The organism is Pseudobutyrivibrio sp. LB2011 (assembly GCF_000701765.1).
Taxonomy (GTDB): Bacteria; Bacillota; Clostridia; order Lachnospirales; family Lachnospiraceae; genus Pseudobutyrivibrio; species Pseudobutyrivibrio ruminis.
Genome location: NZ_JNJS01000002.1, coordinates 116,015 through 140,613, shown reverse-complemented (window position 1 = coordinate 140,613; position 24,599 = coordinate 116,015). Strand labels below are relative to the sequence as shown.

Annotated in this window: 20 protein-coding genes; 1 reads left to right on the top strand and 19 read right to left on the bottom strand. The window is 42.1% G+C overall.

Features of this window, described 5'->3' with window-relative positions:
* The first annotated feature begins 50 nt into the window (after positions 1-50).
* Positions 51-920: an AraC family transcriptional regulator gene (locus tag T375_RS04175; protein WP_049960286.1), complete on the top strand. Its 870-nt coding sequence runs from the start codon at positions 51-53 to the stop codon at positions 918-920.
* Positions 921-957: 37 nt separating this feature from the next.
* Here T375_RS04175 and T375_RS13125 read toward each other — a convergent pair whose 3' ends face one another.
* The 19 genes from T375_RS13125 to T375_RS04080 all read right to left on the bottom strand — a co-directional run bounded on the left by T375_RS13125 (position 958) and on the right by T375_RS04080 (position 24,545).
* On the bottom strand, positions 958-3,117 hold the full coding sequence (locus T375_RS13125) for a zinc-ribbon domain-containing protein (RefSeq protein WP_049960285.1): 2,160 nt from the start codon (positions 3,115-3,117) through the stop codon (positions 958-960).
* A gap of 15 nt (positions 3,118-3,132) precedes the next feature.
* Positions 3,133-4,254 (bottom strand): ABC transporter permease, encoded by a 1,122-nt coding sequence (locus T375_RS04165; RefSeq protein ID WP_081821970.1) that lies wholly within the window; start codon positions 4,252-4,254, stop codon positions 3,133-3,135.
* Positions 4,255-4,256: 2 nt separating this feature from the next.
* Positions 4,257-5,426, bottom strand: a complete 1,170-nt coding sequence (locus T375_RS04160; RefSeq protein WP_044935401.1) for an ABC transporter permease — start codon at positions 5,424-5,426, stop codon at positions 4,257-4,259.
* 76 nt (positions 5,427-5,502) lie between these two features.
* Positions 5,503-6,168 carry a heme ABC exporter ATP-binding protein CcmA gene (ccmA, locus tag T375_RS04155; RefSeq protein WP_044935398.1) on the bottom strand — a complete coding sequence of 222 codons (666 nt, stop codon included), beginning with the start codon at positions 6,166-6,168 and terminating at the stop codon, positions 5,503-5,505.
* Positions 6,168-7,241 carry a hypothetical protein gene (locus tag T375_RS04150; protein WP_044935395.1) on the bottom strand — a complete coding sequence of 358 codons (1,074 nt, stop codon included), beginning with the start codon at positions 7,239-7,241 and terminating at the stop codon, positions 6,168-6,170. Before T375_RS04150 ends, ccmA begins: the two co-directional genes overlap by 1 nt.
* An 8-nt stretch (positions 7,242-7,249) precedes the next feature.
* Positions 7,250-8,773, bottom strand: a complete 1,524-nt coding sequence (locus tag T375_RS04145; RefSeq protein WP_044935392.1) for an MBOAT family O-acyltransferase — start codon at positions 8,771-8,773, stop codon at positions 7,250-7,252.
* A gap of 131 nt (positions 8,774-8,904) precedes the next feature.
* Entirely contained in the window at positions 8,905-10,182 is a 1,278-nt protein-coding gene (locus T375_RS04140) for an O-acetylhomoserine aminocarboxypropyltransferase/cysteine synthase family protein (RefSeq protein WP_033151909.1), read from the bottom strand.
* Positions 10,183-10,298: 116 nt separating this feature from the next.
* Positions 10,299-10,916, bottom strand: a complete 618-nt coding sequence (locus tag T375_RS04135) for a superoxide dismutase (RefSeq protein WP_044935389.1) — start codon at positions 10,914-10,916, stop codon at positions 10,299-10,301.
* A 694-nt stretch (positions 10,917-11,610) separates the two neighbouring features.
* Positions 11,611-12,786 (bottom strand): DegT/DnrJ/EryC1/StrS family aminotransferase, encoded by a 1,176-nt coding sequence (locus tag T375_RS04130; protein WP_330371731.1) that lies wholly within the window; start codon positions 12,784-12,786, stop codon positions 11,611-11,613.
* A gap of 190 nt (positions 12,787-12,976) precedes the next feature.
* Positions 12,977-14,509, bottom strand: coding sequence for a murein biosynthesis integral membrane protein MurJ (gene murJ, locus T375_RS04125; protein ID WP_044935386.1), 1,533 nt, complete (start codon positions 14,507-14,509; stop codon positions 12,977-12,979).
* A 12-nt stretch (positions 14,510-14,521) separates the two neighbouring features.
* A complete protein-coding gene (locus T375_RS04120) occupies positions 14,522-14,893 on the bottom strand; it encodes a multidrug ABC transporter (RefSeq protein ID WP_044935383.1) in 372 nt (123 codons plus the stop codon).
* The gene (locus T375_RS04115; protein ID WP_044935379.1) at positions 14,886-15,278 is read right to left on the bottom strand and encodes a transporter; all 393 of its coding nucleotides are present in this window, start codon (positions 15,276-15,278) and stop codon (positions 14,886-14,888) included. Before T375_RS04115 ends, T375_RS04120 begins: the two co-directional genes overlap by 8 nt.
* A gap of 74 nt (positions 15,279-15,352) precedes the next feature.
* Positions 15,353-15,841, bottom strand: a complete 489-nt coding sequence (locus T375_RS04110) for a hypothetical protein (protein WP_044935377.1) — start codon at positions 15,839-15,841, stop codon at positions 15,353-15,355.
* A 10-nt stretch (positions 15,842-15,851) separates the two neighbouring features.
* Positions 15,852-16,706, bottom strand: coding sequence for a DUF3990 domain-containing protein (locus T375_RS04105; protein ID WP_044935374.1), 855 nt, complete (start codon positions 16,704-16,706; stop codon positions 15,852-15,854).
* Between the two features lie 120 nt (positions 16,707-16,826).
* Positions 16,827-17,870 carry a polysaccharide biosynthesis protein gene (locus T375_RS04100; protein WP_044935370.1) on the bottom strand — a complete coding sequence of 348 codons (1,044 nt, stop codon included), beginning with the start codon at positions 17,868-17,870 and terminating at the stop codon, positions 16,827-16,829.
* A gap of 163 nt (positions 17,871-18,033) precedes the next feature.
* Positions 18,034-19,191, bottom strand: a complete 1,158-nt coding sequence (wecB, locus tag T375_RS04095; protein ID WP_044935367.1) for a non-hydrolyzing UDP-N-acetylglucosamine 2-epimerase — start codon at positions 19,189-19,191, stop codon at positions 18,034-18,036.
* A 117-nt stretch (positions 19,192-19,308) separates the two neighbouring features.
* A complete protein-coding gene (locus tag T375_RS04090; protein ID WP_044935364.1) occupies positions 19,309-20,529 on the bottom strand; it encodes a polysaccharide biosynthesis C-terminal domain-containing protein in 1,221 nt (406 codons plus the stop codon).
* A 117-nt stretch (positions 20,530-20,646) separates the two neighbouring features.
* On the bottom strand, positions 20,647-22,668 hold the full coding sequence (locus T375_RS04085; protein WP_155952428.1) for a methyl-accepting chemotaxis protein: 2,022 nt from the start codon (positions 22,666-22,668) through the stop codon (positions 20,647-20,649).
* A 110-nt stretch (positions 22,669-22,778) separates the two neighbouring features.
* The gene (locus T375_RS04080) at positions 22,779-24,545 is read right to left on the bottom strand and encodes an HAD-IIIC family phosphatase (RefSeq protein WP_044935358.1); all 1,767 of its coding nucleotides are present in this window, start codon (positions 24,543-24,545) and stop codon (positions 22,779-22,781) included.
* Positions 24,546-24,599: the final 54 nt, after the last annotated feature.

Below are 24,599 nucleotides of genomic sequence, written 5' to 3'. Positions count from 1 at the left end.
ACAAACCCACTATAAAGTGATACTATTCTATCAAAATAGGAGATAGACACATGATTAATATTAACGATTATCAGTCCATACATGAGGTTACTAGCCACTTTGACTACAACATTCCATACAACACATATCCTTGTACTATTCCGCTGGATTTCGATTCGGTTCCACTGCACTGGCATGAGGATGCAGAGTTTATCTATATAAAAAAGGGCGCTGGAATCATTATCATCGACGGAAATGAGAACACTGTAGCTGCCGGGGATATAGCGTTTATTTTGCCAGGCAAGGTCCACGGAATCTATCAGCTTTCGGATAATTCTATGGAATACGAAAATATCATTTTTGATTCAAAGATGTTTGCCTCTAATCTGGATGAGTTCTACGACAGATTTCTCATGCCATTTTTCGAGGCCACAGTGGATATTCCTCAGGTGTTTAGGCCTGGCGTCACTGGATATGAAAGTATAAAAAAATATCTGGATAGCAACGACAACATCTCCAGCCACAGAGAAGGGGCATGGGGACTGGCCATCAAAGGCAATCTTTATCTACTGCTATTTAATTTAGTAACGCTTTATGAAAATAAGATTGATACAAAGAATAAGAAAAAAATCGACAAGCTAAAGCCTGTCATCAAATATGTAGAATTGAATTATGGTAATCAAATCACCGTTGCTGAAATGGCTGATTTGGCAGGATTTTCTGAATCTCATTTTATGCGATTTTTCAAGGAAGCCTTCGGCGTAAGCTTCATCACATATCTAAACGACTACAGGCTTTCTATGGCATCCCGTTTGCTTTTGGAATCGGAGGAGACAATCCTTACCATATCCCAGCAGGTTGGCTTTGAAAATCTCTCCCACTTCAACCGTCAGTTCAAACGTAAATACAATAAAACTCCTAGAGAATATAAAAAAGCATAGCAGCCGTAACTGCTATGCTTTATTTTTACCATTCTAATTAGTACCAACCGTAGGTGTCGTAATCCTCATCCTCGTAGTAGTAATCGTCGTAGTCATAATAGTCATCATAATAATCATCGTAGTAATAATCATCATAATAGTAATCATCGTAGTAGCTATCATATCCGTACAAGCCAAGGATCATCATGTAGATAGCTTCATCATCGCCAGACTTTAATGTCTCACTGATTGTCTTGAGAACCTCAACGTATTCGCTAGGTACCTTTGCTGCCTCAAGGTTGCTAACTGTTGATGACAAATCAACAATCTTGAGAAGGTCAATCATCTCTTCTGAATCCATATTTTCAAGATCGTAAACTGTTCCGGCCTTTGACATATCTGGCACATCTTCCATTGAGTATGAAAGATTTACCTGAAGAAGTGAATCGTTGTCTGCCATAACGTTCATGTCGATTTTACCAGTAGTGCCTTCTGCCTGAACTACGAAATCGTACTGAGCAAGTGCAAGGAACTGCATGTCATCCTCGTAGATTGACTCTGTCATTCCTTCGCCAAGTGTAACAAGGAACTCTGCGTTTACACCGCGTGTCTTTCTATATGTCTTCTGATCGAAGTTCTTAACATCAACAGTAAAGTACTCTTCGTCATCTAATGCAACTGTGTATGTACCGTTTAAGAACTCATCCTGTGATGTGCCCTTACCATCAATTGTAAGTGTTTCACCCTCTGAATCAACAATCTTTAACTTAAGACCTGAATCAGCGCCATCCTCTGGCATGTATAATGTAAATACTTCGCCTTCTGCATCGTCGTCATATGAGATACCCTTGACGTTGAATGAGCTATCAAGGTAAACATAAAGGACACCAACATCCTTGTTCTTCTTAGGATTCTTTTCAATCTTCTCTAATGTCTTCTTAGCATCCTTCTTTGCATCAGAAATCTCTGATGTGATCTCATCCCAGTACTCTTCTGCATCTGTGTACTCAGAATACTCATCTGACTGAATCTCTGCCTCAAGGAATGGCATAAGCATTTCCTTAAGATCATCATCTTCCTCAAATGCCTCAGCTAAATCGTATGTAAGCTGAGCATCTGTCTGTGCGTCGATTGTGATAGCGAGCTCTGTGTATGTAGCTTTTACGCCACTTGCCTTGATTTCCTTTTTGCCCTTTGTGATATCTGCGCCTGCAAGATCCTTCTTGATGATGCTTGCATAGTTATCAGCTGTTGTGCTCATCTGAGCAGGTGTTGGATATGTCTCTGCGTATGTTGAAAGCTGTGTTGTGTAATCAGCGATTGCCTTTACAATTTCCTGCTTGTCAAAATCTGAGCCAACAAGGAATGATGCATCAGAAACAACTTCTGGAGCTGAAATGTAAGCCTCGCCTGCATTTGCATCAATAAGTGCCTGGAATGTAGTAATGTGTGTGCCGTTGATGCTTGCATCTACATCAAGTCCTAATGACTTATCCTGAACATCCATAGCGATTGTTGCACCTGCGCTATTGAACCAAGAAATATCTTCTGCAGTCATGCCCATCTGGTCTGCTAAAAGGCTCTTGATTTTGTCGCCAAGTGTAAAATCTACTGAAAGAGTCATATCGCCATTTAAATCAGCGTATGATTCCTGGATGGAATTGTAGCTAACCTCATATTCCTCAACAAGGCTGCCTGACTGATTGTCGATTGCTTTTGCAAGCATCTTTGCAGGATTGTTGATGAATTTATATGCGAAGAATCCGCCTACTGCAAGAAGTGCAATTACAACCACTACAACAATAGCGATGATAATTCCTTTCTTGCCCTTCTTAGGAGCTGGAGCTTCCTCAGCTGGTGGAATTGGTGACCACTGTGGAGCTGGCTCTGGAGTAGGCTGCTCTACTGGAGCTTCTGCTGCTGGCTGCTCCTCAGCCTGGGCAGACTGCTCAGAAAGCACTTCATCTACTGTAAGAACTTCTTCTGTATTTTCCTCTACTGGAGTTTCCTCTACAACTGGAGCTTCTTCTGTCTCCGATACTTCCTCTACTGTCTCTTCTACAATCTCTTCTACTGTTTCTTCAACAACAGGAGTTTCCTCTACTTCTGGAATCTCCTCTACAACTGGCTCCTCTACAGGCTGCTTTGCTGGAGTTCCACACTTTGGACAGAACTTTGCTGTGGTGCTAAGCTCAAATCCACATTTAGTACAAAACATAAATCTTCCTCCCTCTCACTTTGAGTGTCGTTTGATGGTATTAATTATATACCATAAAATTAAAAAAGCAATACCATAAATTAATAAACTTTTTAAATAATATAAATCATGGATGCTATATAAATAGTGGAATGTTGGGCAAAATCGCTGTAATGCACGACCTTCTTTGAAGTCGATGAACACAGGCGAAAGCATTGCCGATGCCATGATAAGAATCGGTGTAACGATTCCAAGTCCCTTAATGCTGTGAATGATTTCTCTTATAAAAATGGCCACCACGATGACTACAAAATCATATGCAGCAATAGTCGCAATCTCTCTTCCCAAGGATGTGAAAACACCTCCCCAGTACAAGCCAACAAGTACCATTATTGTCGGAATAAAAATTATAACTAGATAATAAAGCAAATCTCTGAGTACAAAGAACCTGGTCTTCCACCAGATAAACAAGCCGTTTGCCTCATCCTCAAGATAATACATGGATGCAGCTATTCCACAAAGCAGAAGCCACAGTGCCAGGATTCCACGAAGAGGCATCATCAGATAATTAGTATCTTCAGATGAATTGTCTGTGCCATCAACATAGCCCATCTCAAAAAGATTGCCATTAATCTCGTAATTGTCATATGTTTCGATGATATGATTCAACTGGTCCTCGGTAGGATTATCACCGTACACATTTTTTGAAATATAGTAAATAGCCATCTGTCTGGCGATCATAGGATAAACCCTGCTTGAGAGAACCTCCCTGCCAAGCATGTGGGTAAGCCCACTTTCTCGAATGACAATTTCTATCTTTGTTTTAGTCTTGCCCTTTGTAGCCATGTTATCCACAAGGGTATCCAAATCCTCGGGCACAATCCACCCTTCGGTAAGCTGCTGTGACTCCACATCCTTCACCACCGCATCTGCATCGTCATAAAACTTAAAGAGCAGACTTCCTGGATTGGATTCCAGATTCTCTTTCAGCCATTTGGAGCAACTGTCATCACCTGGGATGTAGACGCCAATCGTCATAAGCCCCGATGGTGCAGCGCTCATAGCATTCAGCATAAGCACCATCAATGGCACCACCAAAAGCATGGCTATGTAACTTTTCTTTTTTAATAACCTTTTTAATAGTAGTAAGTATTTCATCCTTATTTCATCTTCTGCCTTCTTACAACCATTGCAATTCCAAGGAATGCCACGGTGTAAGCGCACATAATCCAAAAGTATAATCCTGTCTCATCATCGGTAATCACACCGCCCATGTATGAAAATGCCACACCAGACGGAATGAACTCACCAATTCTTTGGACGATTGCAGGGAAGAATGTCTTTGGATAGAAATATCCAGAAACATATCCCATTCCAATGTAAAGCATAAATGCCACCAGAATTTTGTTGATGACACCTACCAGGATTTCAAAAATCATAAATCCTAATGCCGCAAACATGATGGATACAGGAAGCAATTTGCCTGCAATTTCTCCCAGTGCTTTCATCAGATTTACATCTGTCTCCACAGAATCAAGCACTCCAAAGTGTATAGCCACCGCCATAAGTCCAAATATAACTGCCATGCAAATGATGTTGATGGTCAAAAACGGAATGTACTCTCCCAGCACCTGGGCCACCGCACCAATCCCCTTTGATTTCATGAACCTGATTCTTCCATCCTTTTGGCCAAGGAAAAAAGAGATGGCACAGAATGAAAGCAGAAGCATGAAGAACAAGAGTATTCCAAGGAAATAATAAGCTGGTGTGGATAGTCCATCAGAAAGACCAAGCTCCGTGATTTCTGCCACGTTGGTTCTGACGATTAGCGCCGAAATATATCGCATAAACAAATCGTTTATTTTCTCGGAGCGATAGTTTTTATCGAAGCCCTCTTCCTTCATCAACTGCCTGAGGGTAAGTATGCCTGTCTCGGAATAGATGATTATGTGAGTTGCAATGGATGAAATCTCGTCCATCATTACATTTGAGATACCCTTCTGGCCTGATGTGGCATAGTACTTTAGCTTCGCATCATTTGTCATTGCATCCAGCGCATTGCTGAACTCCTCCGTAATTACGATATACGCAGAAATATCAGCGTTTCTCAAAGCCTGCTTGGCAGCCTCTTCATCATCGTACTCTACCAGTTCAATCATGTATCGGCTCTCATCAAGGGTGCCTACCATGTAGATTCCAAGGCTTATCATTTCATCGTCAGTGTCACCAACAACACCTAACTTATAGCGCTGCTGCTCAGATGCGTAAGTGTCGCTATAGATAAGCGCATACCCTGTTACGGACAGCAAAAAAGCCACCACTAAAATCATTGCGAGTATTCCGGGTAGCAGTTTAAATATTCGTTTATATTGAATTAGCAAATAATCTTTAAACTTTACCATAACTCTATAATCTTCCTATCAAATGAGGAATGTCCCCGTCGTACTTGTAAGGCACAAGCTTGCCTTCCTTAAGGATGAAGCATTTGTCGCAAAGCTCTATCTCCTGCACCTCATGTGTTGCAATAATCAAAGAACCGCCCTGGCGCTTGAACTGCTCAAAGTATGTGTAGATTCTTTCTTTGCACACCAAATCAAGAGCCGCAGTTGGCTCATCCAAAAGCATAAGCTTTGGATTGGAATTGATAGCGCAGCCGATTGTGAGACGCTTTTTCATACCGCCTGACATTTGATTTACAGGAACCTTGATGAACTGGTCGATTCCAAGCATCGCCAGAAAGCCGTCCTGAAGCTCCTTCTTCAACTTGTCAGGTTTGTACCACATGCGCAGATTGTCCCAGGCGGTAAGCTCTGTAATCAGAGGTGTCTCCTGTGGAACGTATGCCACAAGCTCATTTCTTAATTTTGTATTTTTCAGCAAATCCTTGCCATCGATATTGAAAAAGCCAGAATTAGGCTTTTGAAGTCCCGCTAGAATTGTAAGAAGTGTAGATTTTCCACTACCATTCTCCCCAAGGATTCCCACAATCTCGCCAGGCTCTACCGTAAAGTCGATACCTGCCAAGACTGTGTGTTTCCCATATTTCTTTTTAACATTTTTAATTTCAATCATTACTCAAATAGCCCCTTGTAATTGTAGGTTGTGTAGAAATCAAGCTCTACATTAATGTATTCCTCGTAGTTGTCCTTTGTCAGTTCATCTGTGCCAGAATACATCCAACCTAAAATCTGTGAATTAATCCAATCACCATGATGACATTCATCACTGTAATTGTCCAGATTTGTTGTGATATCAAACTCATTATTGAATGAGAATAGATGGATATTGTCGCACTCAAGCATAAGCTCGATTGCATATTTTTCCGCTGCTATCCATCTTTGAACTGTTCCAAGCTCGTTTTGCGAACCCCACCATGCAATGGAGTATGGTGTGAAATAATAGTAAAACTGGATGTCCGGATTGTCCTTTGCAAGCTGGACAACATTCTGTGTGATGTTTTCCTCAACCTGCTGCTTTACCTCATCAACAAATGGCTCTCTAGAGGTTGGCTCCGCAAATTCAGTTCTATCTCCTAATACTACATCCGCTCCAAACTCCGCTGTGTCCATCCAGTTGGCATAGTCATCGAAGCTTGTGATACCTGCTTCTTTTCCGGCTGCTGCATCTGCAAGCATTGGTATGCAGATATCGAACAGTACCTCTTTATTGAAGAAATAGTTTACGTCATTGAAGATATTATCATCATATAAGTAATCTGGATAATCTCCCAAATCATCACGAATCCTGTTGGCATCATCCATGATGTAGGAATAATCCAACGGACGAATCACAAGCTTAAGGTTTGGATTCACTTCAATGGCATTTGCAATGTTGTCGTTAAGCTCCTTGTAAGTGCCGCCAGCAAATGTGGTCTTGATTGAATTAACACCAAACAACTCATCAACTTCGCTAGTCTTGTAGTTTTCCGCCATAGATGTGCCAATCACCATCGCATCATAATCAAAGTGCTTGATGATTCCATCGTTTTGGCTTCGCTCGTTATTCAATTCGTAATAAAGGCCAGAAAGCGGTCCGTGATAATGGAAGTATGGATCTACCACAATAATCACACTGGCAAATCCCACCAACAATATCATCAACACCGCAAGCATAGCGGCCATCCATCTTTTACTACTTTTAAACATATATAATCCTAAAAATTAAAATATAAAAATGTGCTGATTCCGCTAAGCGAGAAGATGCTGAGGACAATCAAAAATGCTGTCCAAAGCATAGTGCTTATCTTTAGCTGGAACGCCTGCATCTTTTGGTTTGAATTCTTTGCTCCAAGCACAATGAACAGTGCAAGGAAATAATAGATTCCAACATAAATAAATGGAAGTGAATTTGTAAGTGCAGTTCCATCCAGGAAGTATTTCAACACTGGTGTCTGGAATGCGCTAAGGATGTTTACATCGATGTTGGTGAAATCTACGTATAAAATCTGCTTTATAAACTCAATTGCATCGCCGATTGTATCAGCTCTGAAAAAGATAAGTGACATAGCAAAGAATACCTGTGTCAGCATCCATCCAAGGGCAGGATGCATTTCATCGAAGGTCTTTTTGTTCATGCGAGTGATGATAACAAAGATACCGTTTAGCACTGACCAAACTACAAAAGTCCACTGAGCACCATGCCAGAATCCGCTGAGCAAAAATACGATGAAAAGATTGAAGCATGTCCTTACATTTCCACGGCGATTTCCACCGAGAGGGATGTACACATATCTGGTGAAGAATCGACCAAGAGTGGCATGCCAATGATTCCAAAAGCTTGCGATGTTCAGCGTCTTGTATGGGCTATCAAAGTTAACTGGCAAATCTATGTTGAGCATCTTTGCAAGGCCTGTGGCCATGTCGCAATATCCGCTAAAATCAAAGTACAGCTGGAAGTAATATGCAATCATTACAAGGATTGCGTTGGTAGCTTTCAAATCTGCCACCTGAGTGTAGCCCCAGTTTACAGCCACACCAAACACATCTGCTATTAATATCTTTTTACCAAGGCCCATAGCAAACATGTAGAAGCCCTTTGCCATATTGTCCCAATCCACAGTCTTTTTGCTTGTATTTAATAGCTGAGGAATCATTTCATCGTGGGTAACGATTGGACCGGCAACCAGCTGTGGGAAGAAGGTGACGTAGCAAGCATATGTAAGGAAATCGTACTTAGGCACCTGTCCTCTGTAAGTATCCACGATAAATGAAATCTGCTGGAATGTGAAAAAGCTGATTCCAAGAGGAAGAGCAATTTTCATAAATGGCCAGTCGGTTTTAAATATCGTATTTACGTTATCAATGAAGAAATCCATGTACTTGAAATAAAAGATTATCCCAAGATTCACTGCTACGCCAAGTATCATCACCGGCTTGCAGGATTTCAAATAGCCAACGTTATCTATGGTGACTGAATCCAACTCTGAATTCATTGTAGTTGCTTCAAGTATGGCACCGTTTTGCAGTCTCTTCATCCACAGGTAAAACAGATAATTTACGATTACGCTGGAAATGATAATCAGCAGGTACCCTGGATTGAAATATCCATAAAACCACAATGACATTCCAAGCAGAAAAACAAGACCAAGCTTGTATCGCTTAGTCTTATTAAGTAAAAAATATCCTAGTATGCAAATTGGTAAAAAAACAAAAATAAAAATATAAGAATTAAATAACATCTACTTCCTAGTCCGCAGGTTACGGATACAAGCCTTGGTATTGCTTCGTTCCGAGATTGGTCTCTTCAGCAACACCAAGAGCTTGTTTCCTACCTACTCACTTAAATATTTTATTTTTTATTAAACCACGGTTAGTGGAGAGCCTGGGCGATATCTGCGATGAGGTCTTCACTGTCCTCGAGGCCGCAAGATACGCGGATAAGGCCTGCTGGGATGCCAGCTGCCTCAAGCTGCTCATCTGTCATCTGACGATGTGTAGATGTGGCTGGGTTTAAGCAGCAGCTTCTTGCATCAGCAACATGTGTCTCGATAGCGATGAGCTTGAGCTTCTTCATGAATGATTCTGCTGCAGCTCTGCCTCCGTTGAGCTCGAATGAAACTACGCCACATCCTCCGTTTGGAAGATACTTCTGAGCCATCTCGTAGTACTCATCTCCCTCAAGATTTGGATAAGTAACCTTCTTTACCTCTGGGCAAGACTGAAGGAATTTTGCAACAGCAAGTCCGTTTTCAGCATGGCGAGGCATACGAACGTGAAGTGACTCCAATCCAAGGTTGAGGATGAATGCGTTCTGTGGAGACTGGATGCTTCCAAGGTCACGCATAATCTGTGCAGTAGCCTTTGTAATGAAAGCGCCCTCCTTGCCAAACTTCTCTGCGTATGTGATTCCGTGGTAGCTGTCATCTGGAGTGCAAAGTCCTGGGAACTTGTCTGCGTATGCCATCCAGTCAAACTTTCCTGAATCTACGATACATCCACCAACGCCTGCGCCGTGTCCATCCATATACTTTGTTGTAGAGTGTGTAACGATATCTGCGCCCCACTCGATTGGACGGCAGTTTACTGGTGTTGGGAATGTGTTATCAACAATAAGTGGAACGCCGTGAGCGTGTGCCACCTTTGCAAATTTTTCTATATCTAAAACTGTAAGGGCTGGGTTTGCGATTGTCTCGCCAAACATAGCGCGTGTGTTGTCCTGGAATGCTGCGTTCAACTCTTCCTCTGATGCATTTGGTGAAACGAATGTAACATCAACACCCATCTTCTTCATTGTAACAGCGATAAGGTTGAATGTACCACCATAGATTGATGAAGATGCAACGATGTGACTGCCGCACTCGCAAACATTGAATAATGCGTAGAAATTGGCTGCCTGTCCGCTGGATGTAAGCATGGCAGCTGTACCACCTTCAAGCGCTGCGATCTTTGCAGCTACGTAGTCGTTTGTAGGATTCTGAAGTCTTGTATAGAAATAGCCTGATGCCTCAAGGTCAAAAAGCTTTCCCATATCCTCACTAGTGTCATACTTGAAAGTTGTAGATTGTACAATTGGAATCTGTCTTGGCTCACCATTTCCTGGTGTATAACCTGCCTGCACACATCTAGTTCCAATTCCCTGCTTATTCATGTCTTGCCCTCCTGAAATACTAAAATACAAAAATGGAGTATGAGGTGAATAGTAACATTCTTTCACCACATACTCCTAAACTTTACCATATTAAAGCGGCATTTTAAATATTAATTCTATCTAATTATTTCATCATAACGGGCTGAAACCTTGGACCAATCAAGGACCTCCCAGAATGCTTTGATATAATCTGGGCGCAGATTCTTGTACTTAAGATAGTAAGCATGCTCCCAAACATCAAGAGCAATAATTGGCGTCCAACCTTTGCCCTCTGATAATGGATTGTCCTGATTCAAAGAGTTTGATGCATGAAGCTCACCTGCAGAATCAACTGAAAGAAAAGCCCAACCTGAACCGAACTGAGCTGCTGCAAGCTTTGAAAGCTCTTCCTTGCAAGCTTCCACACTGCCAAAAGCTTTGTTTACTGCATCAGCAAGCTTGCCTGTTGGTGCCTTTGCAGCATCAGGAGAAAACATTTCAAAATAAAGATTATGATTATAATATCCGCCACCCTGATTTCTGATTCCTTTACGCAATGTCTCATCTGAAATCTTATCTAAGTTTGCAAGAACTTCTGCTGCCGACTTGTCCGCTACACCAGCTTTAGCTGCAAGATCATTGAAATTGTTTGTATAGGTTGCATGATGCTTGCCATGGTGAGTCTCGATTGTAAGCTTATCAATATATGGCTCCAAAGCATCAGTCGCATACGGCAATTTGATTTGTTCGTACATGTGTATTCTCCTTTCGTGTTCAGCTGGCTTCCGCCAGTCCCCTTGGATTTGTATACACATTTTAACATATTGCCTACGCAATTATAATCAAATCTATGTAAAATGTTTCTATAGTTTAGCTAGCTTTAGGCTCGCCATATTCTCTGACCGCCTCTTTACCACTGTATTTAGAGTGAGCACTCAGGCAGTGGTAAGTTGTCTATATTTTTATCACAAGGCTTCCCACAATCCTTATAAATTCATTAGCTTGTGATAAATTATCTTCCATTTTCTTCTTTTTTTATCACAAGACTTCCCACAATCCTTATTAATTCATTAGCTTGTGATAAATTATCTTCCATTTTCCTCTTTTTTTATCACAAGACTTCCCGCAATCCTTATAAATACGTTAGCTTGTGATAAACTATCTTCCATTTTCCTCTTCTTTTATCACAAAACTTCCCACAATCCTTATAAATGCGTTGGCTTGTGATAAATAGCCGCCGCCAGCCCCTCCTCTTAGTGTGACCTGTGGCTTCGCCACAGTCCCAGTTTCATGCCTGCTTGACTAACATTTATCTGCCAAAAGTTATGAAGTCAAGGGAGCGAAGCTCCGAAGGCTTGCCCTTGACTGAAATAACTTGGCAGATATGATGTGTCTAGCAGGTTGAAACAATAAAAAAACACCTCAGCCTTAGCTGAGGTGCCATAATCATTACTCTGTATAAGCGTTCATTGCGTCGATGACCTGGTGGATTTCGTCGTCGGTGAGCTCTGGGAACATTGGAATTGTTACGCCGTGCTCTGCGAGGTCCTCGGCAACTGGGAAGTCACCGTGTTTGTAGCCGAGCTTGCCGAAGCATGCCTGCTCATGCATTGGAACTGGGAAGTATACGCCTGTAGCGATGCCCTTTTCTTCCATGTATGCTCTAAACTTTGCTCTGTCGTTTACGCGAAGTGGGTAAACGTAGAAAATGTGCTCGTTGAAGTCAGCAACTACCGGCTTTGCAAAAGCTGTGTTTGTAATCTTTTCGTTGTAGATTGCTGCAATTTCACGACGGCGCGCATTCCAATCATCAAGATGTGGAAGCTTAACTGAAAGCATTGCTGCCTGAAGCGCATCAAGACGAGAGTTGAAGCCTACTAAGTAGTTGTAGTACTTTGGAAGATTTCCGTGGAAATCAATCTTTGACTCGTCGAACTCCTGACCGTTTAATCTAGCGTATGTGTATGCGCCATTGAGGCCTGAACCGTGAACACGGAAAGCCATAGCAGCCTTGTATAAATCTTCGCTGTTTGTAACGATGATACCAGCATCGCCTGCTGCACCAAGGTTCTTTGTAGGGAAGAAGCTGACGCATGCCATATCACCAAGTGAGCATGTGCGACGTCCCTTATACTTAGCGCCTGCAGCCTGTGCACAGTCTTCGATTACAAGTGCGTTATGGCTATGTGCGATTCTGCAAATCTCATCCATATCTGCAGCCTGGCCGTAGATGTGAACTGGGATAACTGCCTTTGTCTTCGATGTGAAAGCAGCCTCAAGCTTGCTTGGATCCATTGTGTAAGTCTCTGGTGTGATGTCTACAAATACTGGAGTTGCACCAACCTGAGCAATTGCCTCTGCTGTAGAAACAAATGTCATAGCTGTTGTGATAACTTCATCACCTTCACCAATGCCTGCTGCAAGAAGTGCAATAACAAGGGCATCTGTACCATTGCCAACACCTACTGCATACTTTGCACCACAGTATGATGCAAATTCATTTTCAAAATTCTGAACCTTTGGTCCTAAAATATATCCGCCTGAGTGAAGCACCTCAAGTGCTGCTGCATCAAGCTCATCCTGAAGAGACGCATACTGTCTCTGCACATTCATAACTGGTATCATAATTTCCTCCTTATACGCGAGCTCTTTTAGTTTCTCAAGCTCCCGGAGGCCACCTTCCATACTTCGCTAGGCAACCTCCCCCTGCGGGGTTCCTTCCTAGCTTGCATGGAGCCTTCCTCCTCGCGCTTGCCTAATTTAATTAGCTCGCTCACAACTATTATATATCTTAGCTACAAGCTATCTTTAATACTTAACTATTCCTACCTAGTCGGCTTACCACTTTATCCTTAACGTACTCAACCTCTTCTATGCGCATCATCATGAGGATGACGATGTAGCCACCGATGCCAATTACGGCTGAGAGGCCGAAGATAAGGATGTTGCTATCAAATAAATGCTTCATCAAAAGCACAACAAGAACTACATATATAGCTCCTGGAATCTGCTTAAGCAGAACAGGTATGTGTTCAAGGAACCTGTAGTTTTTGATGTGGCGCTTTAGCATCTGTGAGTTAATCAAAAAGTTGACTGTCAAGCTGATGGAGCTGGCAATGGAAATACCCATAACTCCAATGACATGTGACAGTGCAATACTAAATATGATGTTGGCGCCTACTGCGAAGATTCCTGAAATCATCGCTCGCTTGGTGTCCTTAAAAGAATAAAGTCCTCTTAAAATAATATCACGTACGCCCATACTAGTAAAACCGACAGCGTAACCGATGAGGGCTGCGCTTGTAAGGGCGATGGATTTCTCGCCGAAGTTACCACGTCCAAAGGCGATGGTAACGATTTCCCTTGCACACATGCAGGTAACAAGTGTGATTGGAATCATAATGCAAATCATGACGTTGATGGCCTTTTTCATGGTGTCGATAAGGCTATCATAATCACCCTCAGCTGTGTATGTGGAGAAGTTTACATATAAAACATCCACCAGGTTGTTTACCAGAATGATTGTTACGAAATCTTCCAGGGATACTGAGTATGATAACGCTGATACATTTCCGTGGCCAAGGCCTGTGGAAAGGGCACTATCAACAAGCTTGTTTATCTGTGAAACGGAGTTGCCGATGAATAGTGGCACCGCCGTCAAAAGTACGGTTTTAATCTCGGGCACATCCTTGAATGCTACGAAGGTGAACTTGAAATATCTGCGTCCACGAATCAAAAGCAATGAGCCGAAGATGATGTAGCTTAAATACTGAGCAATAATCAGTGATGTAACTGCCTGCACATTGTAGAGAATCAGGATACACAGGATGGTTGTGATACTGGTGATTGCTGATTCTGTACGACTGACTACAAAATCCTTGTTTGCATCCATCATTGATGTCCAAACCAATGTGACTACCGCGAACAGGAAGAACGGATAACAAATCTTAAGATATTGCTGTAAGTATTCCAGCTCTGTTGGTGTGTAGCCCTGGCCAAGTGCCGATGCAATGTAAGGTGTGATCATGTAAACAATCAGCAACACGAAAAGCACTACCGGAAGCAAGATTTCCAAGCATGCGCTCATCAGCTTTGATGCCGCTTCCCTACCGCGCTGCACCAGGCAGTGGGTGTAGATGCTTACCAGAGAAATGGTGATGGCCCTGATAAAAGCAGATGAAAGCGTGCCTACGAAATTGAAGGCTACAAAATATATATCTGTTTCAAATGTTGTGCCGAAGAAATAAGCTATGACCATCTGCTTAACGAAGCCAAGTAGCTTAAAGCACAAAGTAAGTATCGTAATTACGATAGTTGTGCTTACGATACTTTTTGTCTGTTTACTCATATTTAATTCCTACTAGAAAAGTGATGTGATTGCTGTAAGGATATCTGAGCCAAAGCTTGCAATAACGATACCGAGGATGATAACAAACAATCCTGTTGCTTTCTTAGCTCCGATTTTTTCCTTAAGAAAAATCTTTCCTAACACTGCTACCCAAATGTAACCAGTTGCTTCAAGGATTGGTCCTAAAGATAAATCCACGCCCTTGTAGCCGATTACTGAGCAAAGTGATGCTCCAAAGAAAACAATGTATGCTCCCATAACCATTGGGTTAAGGTACTCTGCGATTTTGCTTGGGTATTCTTTTTCAGCTGCCTTCTTTAAAACGATTTGTGAGCAAGAGGCGATGAAGGTACCAGTAAGCATGATTAACATAAATTTATTCATTGCTGCTTACCTCCTCTTTACTAGCTTTTCCGTTGACTTCCTCATCACCGCTAACTACAAGATATACGCCGATGATAACAACGATTGCACCGATTATTTTCTGAACAGTAATCTGCTCACCAAAAATCAATGCGCCCCAGATGAGGCCCCAGATTGTAGTGGCCGCTTTATTAGCATATGTTGTGATAAGTGGCAGATGCTTAAGAACCTGCTGCCAAGCTATAGCATAAAATCCAAGGATACAAACAACAAGCCCATAGAAGATAATCCACTTGAAGCTTAAAAACTCATAGCCTGAAGCCATCTTGGAGCAAATGCTATTTACTGAAAATATCAAAATAATTACATGTAAAATGGCGAACCACTTTATAGTATCTTTTTTCATGAATTTGTCCTACTTTCTTAATTCTTATAAACCATTACAGTATAACGCTAGCTATGCGGAAAATCTAGTTTTGATTATTTCAAACGATATTTCTTAAATATTTCATACTGCCTTTGAAGCTCGGTTTCTTCATCTGTCAATAAGCCTTTTGCCTCCAAAACTCTTTCGATGGCCTGAGATACATCGAGTGTATGATATGGTAAAAACAGTCCTCTCAGTTCCTTAGGCTTTACAATTTTATAGGCTCTTGATGAAGAGATTTCATAAGAATAGCAAAAATATCTGTAGAAATACCCAATCCAAAACATTTCGTTATTTGAGTATTTCACTGATCCATAATTGGATGTTCCATACTGCTCATTTACTGACTCTAAGATATCACCCGCTTGTAAATTGGTTTCCAACAATGAACCATTATCCAGCTTTTTCGCAATATCACTATGCATATATCTTCTGATGAAAATTTCTGAGCTTGAATTCATTTTTTCTATCGACAATTCAAATGTTTTTGCCTGTATATCACATAGCAATAAGCCATCTTTATCAATTTTTCTTGCCTTCATATTTCATCTCCTACTCGAGAATTTCATCTATATATTTTCCCTGACCTCTGTAAGTTCTTCTGGCCAACTTTACCTTATCATCTCCAAGTTTGGCCTCTTCTGTTCTTATCTTTTTATAGTAATCCCTCTCGCTTTGTGAAACATAACAACGTTCCAATAACTTTATATGACTAACAGCTTTCTCACTAATAAACACATATTGATTTCCAAGATTTGTAGCTGCCAGGCAATGTTTGCACTGTTCATCAGTGATTTCCCCATTTATAAAGGAGTTTATTATTTGGAACATCCTATTGTCGGCTATTGGGGCAATAATGTAATCACATTCTCTGGATTCTTCAATTATCTTTTTAATTCTAGGATGATTCTTATATTCATCTAAAGCTCCCCGATAATAGGCAATAGTCATCATCCATTCCTGATTCACCTTGTATTCCTTAGACATTAGTCCTTCAGGATTAAAATCTATAATATATGCAGAAGATTTATCAAAGCCCGACACAAAAGATACAGCCTGCTCATAATTTTCTCCAGTATAAAACCCTTTTCCAAAATCGTTATTATCTCTTCCATAGCAAACGTCTATTTCACCTTTAATCTCACTTTTCGCTCCATGAAATAGCTGCTTATGATTGATAGGCAAATTATCTCTACATAGCATTTCTTTCAGTCTATTAATCTTTATATTATTTTTAAAAGCATATTCATATACCATCTCCAATAACTGCTCACTAGGATTTGTAACACCACTTTCATTACGGGATAATGTTATCTGCTGTACACCTAACTCCTTAGCAAGTTCTTCTTGGCTGATACCGAGAATTTCTCTTATAGACTTTAAATCTTGTGAAAAATTATACTCCATTGTGTACCTCCAACTTATTTATATCACATTACTTAAAGAAGTTCAATAAACTTGTTTATATCACATTACTTAAAGAAGTTTGATGTTCAAATAAAAGCGAGGCATGAGCCTCGCTTCCTTTTACTTATTCCAGTTTGCAAGCATCTCACGTACGTAATCTGTAGTCATGATTTTATCTACTGTGCCCTGTACGTCGAGGCGCTTTGTGTTGTGTGATGTGTATGCATCAGAAGCCATTGTGTGAACCTGGCCATCTACGAAGAACTTGTCGTAGTTGAGGTCACGGCCGTCTGGAAGTACACGATAGTAGTTGCCCATATCTACGGAACGAACACACTCTTCGTTTGTCATAAGTGTCTCGAAAAGCTTCTCGCCGTGGCGTGTTCCGATAATCTTTGTGCCTGTGTCGCCGAAGAGCTGCTGAACAGCCTTTGCAAGGTCGCCGATTGTAGAAGCGTCTGACTTTTGAACGAAAAGGTCACCTGGCTCACCGTGCTCGAATGCAAACATAACAAGTGCAACTGCCTCATCAAGATTCATGAGGAAACGAGTCATCTCTGGATCTGTGATTGTGATTGGGTTGCCTGCTTTGATCTGGTCGATGAAAAGAGGAATAACCGAACCACGTGAGCACATTACATTGCCATAACGTGTGGTGCAGATTGTAGTCTTGCCAGCTGCAACACGAGCGTTTGCGCCGATAACCTTTTCCATCATAGCCTTTGAAATACCCATTGCGTTGATTGGGTAAGCAGCCTTGTCTGTTGAAAGGCAAACAACTCGCTGAACGCCTGCCTCAACTGCTGCATGAAGAACATTGTCAGTTCCCTCAACGTTTGTACGAACTGCTTCCATTGGGAAAAACTCGCAAGAAGGAACCTGCTTTAATGCTGCTGCATGGAAGATGAAATCAACACCTGGCATAGCATCCTGAACTGAGCGCATGTTACGAACATCGCCAATGTAGAACTTAACCTTGCCAGCAAGGTCTGGGTGCTCAGCCTGAAGCTGATGTCTCATATCATCCTGCTTCTTCTCGTCACGTGAGAAGATACGAATCTCCTTGAGGTCAGAATCAAGGAAGTGCTTAAGAACTGTACTTCCGAATGAACCTGTACCTCCAGTAATCATCAAAGTCTTATCTTTAAATAATTCACAATTCATTTCTATACTCCTAGTCCGCCAGTAAATTTACTCTTTCAAAGCTCCCGCAAGCCATCTCCCATACTTCGCTAGGCAACCTTCCCCTTCGGGGCGCCCTCCTAGCTTGCATGGGGCCTTCTTGCTCGCGCCATCCAAGTTTATGATACTGGCTCATCTAAATTATTTACATTTCTTTGCGCCATACCATCTTATTAACCACGCCGGTGTAAGACTGAATGATTTTTACTACCTTTGTGGAAACATTTTCCTCTATATAATCAGGAACAGGAATACCATAGTCCTGATTCTCATTCATGTCAATTGCAGTTGTTACCGCCTGTAATAAAGAATGCTCGTCGATTCCAGCCAAGATAAAGCAAGCCTTATCGAGAGCCTCTGGGCGCTCGGTAGATGTACGGATGCACACTGCTGGGAATGGCTTGCCAATGCTTGTGAAGAAGCTTGACTCCTCAGGAAGTGTACCTGAGTCTGAAACTACTGCGAATGCATTCATCTGCAAATGGTTGTAATCGTGGAAGCCAAGTGGCTCGTGCATGCGAACACGTGGGTCAAGCTTGAATCCTGTAGCTTCGAGACGCTTACGTGAACGTGGGTGGCAGCTGTAAAGGATTGGCATGTCGTACTTTTCTGCCAATGCATTGATAGCTGTGAAAAGGCTTGTGAAGTTCTTTTCTGTATCGATGTTTTCCTCGCGGTGAGCTGAAAGAAGGATGTACTTCTTTGGCTCAAGGCCAAGTGTCTCAAGAACGTTGCTAGCCTCGATCTGCTCAAGGTTTGCATGAAGAACCTCTGCCATAGGAGAGCCTGTTACGTATGTACGCTCCTTTGGAAGTCCACACTCTGCCAAGTAGCGACGAGCGTGCTCTGAGTAAGCCATATTTACATCTGAAATAATATCTACGATACGACGGTTTGTCTCCTCTGGGAGGCACTCATCCTTACATCTGTTTCCAGCTTCCATGTGGAAGATTGGGATATGAAGACGCTTTGCAGCAATAGCTGAAAGGCATGAGTTTGTGTCGCCAAGAATCAAAAGTGCATCTGGCTGGATTTCAACCATGAGCTCGTATGATTTTGCGATGATGTTGCCGACTGTCTGACCAAGATTGTCACCAACAGCTTCCATATAAACATCAGGATCATCAAGCTGCAAATCCTTGAAGAATACTCCGTTTAGATTGTAGTCATAGTTCTGACCTGTGTGAGCAAGTACACAATCGAAGTACTTGCGGCACTTTTTAATAACAGCAGCAAGACGAATAATCTCCGGTCTTGTACCTACTATAATTAATAACTTTAATTTTCCATTGTTCTTAAACATTCTATTACCTCTACTCCGCCAGTTACAACTACAAGCCTTAGTGTTTCTCCGCTCAACTACATGTTTCGCTTGAGAAACCTAAGAGCTTGTTGTCTACTGGCTCTTCTAAATAATCAACTATACGTCTTCACGGTATGTATCTGGTCTATCCGCCTCAAGAAGTTCGTTGGCCCACATAAGGGTTACCAAATCCTGAGAATCGGAAAGATTGATGATATTGTGGGTGTAGCCAGGAAGCATGTGAACTGCCTGAATCTTTTCCCCTGAAACTTCGTATTCAATCACTGGGAATGGGTTGCCATTTTCATCAACTCCCACACGGCGCTGCTGGATGAGACCATGGCCGCTGACAACGATGAAGAACTCCCATTTTGTGTGATGCCAATGCTGGCCCTTTTTGATGCCAGGCTTGCTGATATTTACAGAGAACTGACCTTTATCAGTAGTCTTTAAAAGCTCTGTGAATGAGCCGCGGTTGTCCACGTTCATCTTTAAATCGAAGCACGCCTTTTCCTTTGGAAGGTATGAAAGGTATGTGCTGTAAAGCTTCTTTGCAAAGCTGCCATTTGGAATGGCTGGCATGATGAGTGAATGAGGCTCTTCCACGAAGCTGTCAAGAAGCTCCACGATTTCGCCAAGTGTCACTGTGTGTGTGACTGGCACGTGGCAATAGCGACCGTCTGCTGCCTCTACCACCTGGCCCTGATCATCGTAATTGCAACGATGCTCCTGGCCGCGAAGTGCTGCAACCATTTCGTTAACCAAATCATCAATGTAAACAAGTGTAAGCTCTGTGGCTGGGTCGTTTACTGTGATGTCCAAGCCGTTTGCCTTGTTGTGGCAGAATGTGGCAACTGCTGAGTTGTAGTTTGGGCGGCACCATTTTCCAAAAAGATTTGGGAAGCGATAAACCAAAACCTTTGCCCCTGTCTCATGCTGATATTTGAAGAAAAGCTCCTCACCAGCAAGCTTGCTTTTGCCATAATCACTGCCGGCATATCTGCCAAGAAGTGTGGCCTGGATAGATGAAGAAAGCATAACAGGACAAGTGTTGCCGTGCTTTTTCAATGTATCCAAAAGAGTGCTGGCAAAGCCGAAGTTGCCTTCCATGAATTCCTCTGTGTTCTGAGGACGATTGACACCTGCAAGATTGAAAACGAAATCGCAATCGCTGCAGAATCGATCCAACTCCTCCAATGAAGAATTTCTGTCGTATTCATAAATTGTCAGGTCCTCATCAACAAAATGGAACCTGTCTCTTCCATCTGCTGCACACTTGAGAGTCTCTACAAGATTCTTTCCAACAAAGCCTGCAGCTCCTGTAATTAATATTTTCAAAATTGTTCTCCATTTTTACATAATTAAACTCATTAATTATAGCACAACAATAAAATAAGTGCATTAAACTAAAAAGAGTTCGAAGACAAACTTAATCTGCCCTCGAACTCATGTAAATTATATTGTAAAGAACTGTACGCTTTCGTTGATTGAATCTGCTGCAACTGCAACTGATGAAGCTGCGTTTGAAACAGTGTTACTTGATTCAGCAACGTTTCTTGAGCTTTCAGTTAACTGGTTAACTGTTGCTGTGATTTCCTGGCTTGTAGCTGACTGCTCTTCCGATACGGCTGCCATATTTGCTGCCACATCATTTACAGTTCCCATTCGCTCAGCCATCTTTGATAATGTGTCGCTTGCATCTGAAAGTGCAGCTGTAATGGTCTGGAATGTTGTTGCTGCATTATCAATTGCCTCTGAACTATCGTGAATCATCTTTGTGTTGGACTCTGAACGCTCTGCAAGGTCGCCAACCTTCTTTGTCATCTCATCGATGATTTCGCCGATTTTTCTAGTTGCCTCAGCACTATCATTTGCAAGCTGTCCAATCTCAGAAGCTACTACCGCAAATCCTCGGCCATATTCTCCTGCACGGGCTGCCTCGATTGATGCATTTAATGAAAGAAGATTTGTCTGTGATGCGATGCCGCTAATCATATCGATAATCTGGTTGATTTCTGCTGCGGCCGCGTCTACAGACTGAACTGCCTCATTCATATCGTTCATAGAAGCAACTACATCTTCCATTCCCTTGCGAACATTTGTCATGTCCTCTGCGCCTACATTGGCCTTATCAACAAGCTCAACCATGCTTGTCTCAATCTGATTTTCAGACTCTGTAAGCTCTGAAACAGTCATTGAAAGAGATGTGGCATTTTCGGCTACCTCTGTAACTGACTCTGCCATGCTTTCCATGTTTGCAAGAATTGTTTCCATGGATCTAGACTGCTCATTTGCTTCTGTATTTAAAACTCCAGCTGTGGACTGAGAGTTCTTTGAATCAGTTTCAAGCTGAGTTGAAATGCCCTGAATGTTGCTGATAATTCCGCGCATGCTTTCGATGAATTTGTTCATGGATTTGTTCATGTAGGCAATTTCGTCGTTACCTCTGTCATCGATTGTAACTGTAAAATCACCCTGGCTGATATGCTCGATATTTTCTGTCAAAGCAGCTACCGGCTTACGAATCATTTTATTCAATGTAAAATTGAATAAAACTGCCAGGATAATCATCATTGCAACTACTGCCCCGATGACAATAAGAAGCATGTATAACACATCTGCTAAAACATCTGTTGCCTTAGCATAATTTATAACTTTCCAATCAGTACCTTCTACTGTGTAAGTTGAAACGAAGTATTGTCCGTCTGCACCATTCACCTTGGCAACCTGACCATCCTCGTTTCCAAGAACAGCTGTCATGTTGTTGAGTAATTTATTATCAACATCTGCTAAATTCTGACCGCACATCGCTGTATCCTCAGCACTTAGAATCAAGCCCTGTGAAGTAGCCATCATTGCACGACCTGTACCGTATAATGTGACGCTGTTTAAGTAGTCCTGGCATGCAGACATCATAAGATCTGCTGCAATTACGCCTTCTCTTCCATCCTTTAAATGAACGTGACGGAGAACTGTTGCACATAGATTTCCTGTGTTCAAATCAAAGTAAGGAACATCATAGAAATAATAATATGAATCCGTATATGCGATACCTTCTTGATACCATGGCTTTTTGCGGATATCCATTCCTGGATCCCAACCTGTCAATTCAATGAAGGCCCCATCTGATAAAGATAGATATGCACCAGTTGGAATCATGTCATAGCGACCCTTTGTCTGCTGTAAAAAGGCGCGAATCTCAGTATCGTCCTCGAATTGCTGAACCTCGATTGAATCAGCAATAGCATTCAAATAATAAAAGGTAGATTTTAACTCACTATTAATTTCCACAGCATCTGATTTAACAGATTTCTCAAATGATGTGTAAAGAAGCTCATGAATGAGTTTCGTGTCAAATATACCTACAAGCAATACTAATAACGCTATTCCAACTGCAACAACAGGTAGAAATATCGAAATCAGCTTATTGCTAAGTCTTTTAATTTTTCTGTCTTTTCCTATACCATTCGTTTTCAAGTTCTTTCCTCCAGTCAGTAAATCTTGATGCCTCACGAACTCCCCGGTATAAAAAACTAGATGATTATTCTACAGTTTTCACACAGAAAATTAAGTTACCACTTTAGTTTTCAAATTTCAATATGTACTGGCTTTTGTTCATAATCTGCCACGTTGATTGTGTAAGTTCTGTTGCCTTCAGCGTCCTCGCTTTCAAGAGTGAAGCCGTAGTCTCCATAGAAATCCTTCACCATAGCGTTTTTGGCAGTTGGATAGTAATGAGCCACGATTTTATCAACACCTCTTTCCTTGCAGCGGCTGACAAATTCATTCATCATCGAATCTTCCATGCCGCGTTTCAGAACTCGACAGCTCATGAGCCACAATTTGATATCCACTGTGCTGCCATCAATCTCTCCTGCAACAACTGTGACGATGCCGTTGTCGGCGAACTTATCAACAAGCTTGCCGGCCATGCAGATGTGTTTTCCACCATCCTGCATCTGACGGATGTCGTCTTCGCTGCAGCGAAGTGTGGTGAGGTTGAACTGATTTGATTTATTTGTAAGCTGGGCCACGCGCTGAATCATAATTGGCTCGAAGCCTGTGATGTAGGCTGTCATATCCAGGCTGTCCAGATACTGGCCGTAGTCTGCAAAAGCTGCCTGAGCTTTCTTTGCCTCAGCCTTGGCATGATACATCTGAGTTTTTTTCATATCCTCGCCGGAGAAGTTTGTAACCTCGAAATATCCACCGTGGTCAAGAACCTTGATGTAGTTTTCTGCCCCATCCATAGCAGGCGTCTCTACACCAAGCTGGCTGTGGACAATCTCTCGCTCTGCAGGATTGTCATCCGCAAATACGAAGCTATCCACTCCAAGTGTGAGCTCATCAGCCATCTGAGAAAGATTCAAATCCTTTGGATCCCAGTTGGCCTTGATAGCAACGAAATCATCTGGGCGAAGGATGCCGTCTGGATGATTGAGGCCGGCGATTGCATTTGCCTCGTCGTTTTTAGAATCGATGGCAAGGACTACGCCGATGTCCTTGAGATTCTTACAGTAGCTTTGGAACTCTGCATACACCTGTCCTGCTGGAACCTCCGGGCCGATGGCGATGCCTTCCACTCCGTCATCTCCCACGATGCCGCCCCAAAGGGTGTTGTCCAAATCAAGGGCAAGAACCTTTTTGTTGCGTCCGTAGATGGACTTTATAATAGAAGCAACGGACTGAGCCACGTAAGGGATGGCGTCCATATTCATGGCGCACTTGTACATGTGCCAGTATTTGGCGTCGTTCCACTGAGAAAGGCCGTAGTCCTGTGCCAGATAATCGATATCGTTGATGTAAAAACCAGTGTGATTATTTGCATAATCATAGAAACGCTGGTTCAATCTTGAGATGAAATTGCTGCGACCTCTATAGTCCCAGATGTCGCGGTTGCCCATCAATCTGTAGTTTGGTCGGTCGAAATTGTTCTGGATGATTGGGCAGTGGAACTTCTCCTCAAGGGCTGTCCACATAGCCTCGAAATGATGGTACTGATTTTCAAGCAAATCATCAACTGTGGATTTATCCATATCCATCTGTGGAAAATCAGTAATATTTCTCCAGCTGGTGTGGATATATATGATGTCCGGATTCATTGCATCAAGCTCAGGGCTGCCGAACATGGCATCCTGCCAGTACTGGCCGTACTCAGACTGATAGAAGCTGGCCTTGATTCCATGATTCAACAAAAAAATAGAAAGCATATCTACCACATCGTTTGTAGTGGAACCGCCCAGCACTGCAACCTTCTTTTCGATGAGTCCTGGCTTTTCAGATAGCTCTCTGTAAATCTTGGCGCGCTTTCTGCGCAATGTTTTTGTATCTAAAGGATAATTAAAACAATCCATTTTTACTCCTCATTTAATTCTTTTTGTTTAAACCTATGCTTATTTTAAGGGATT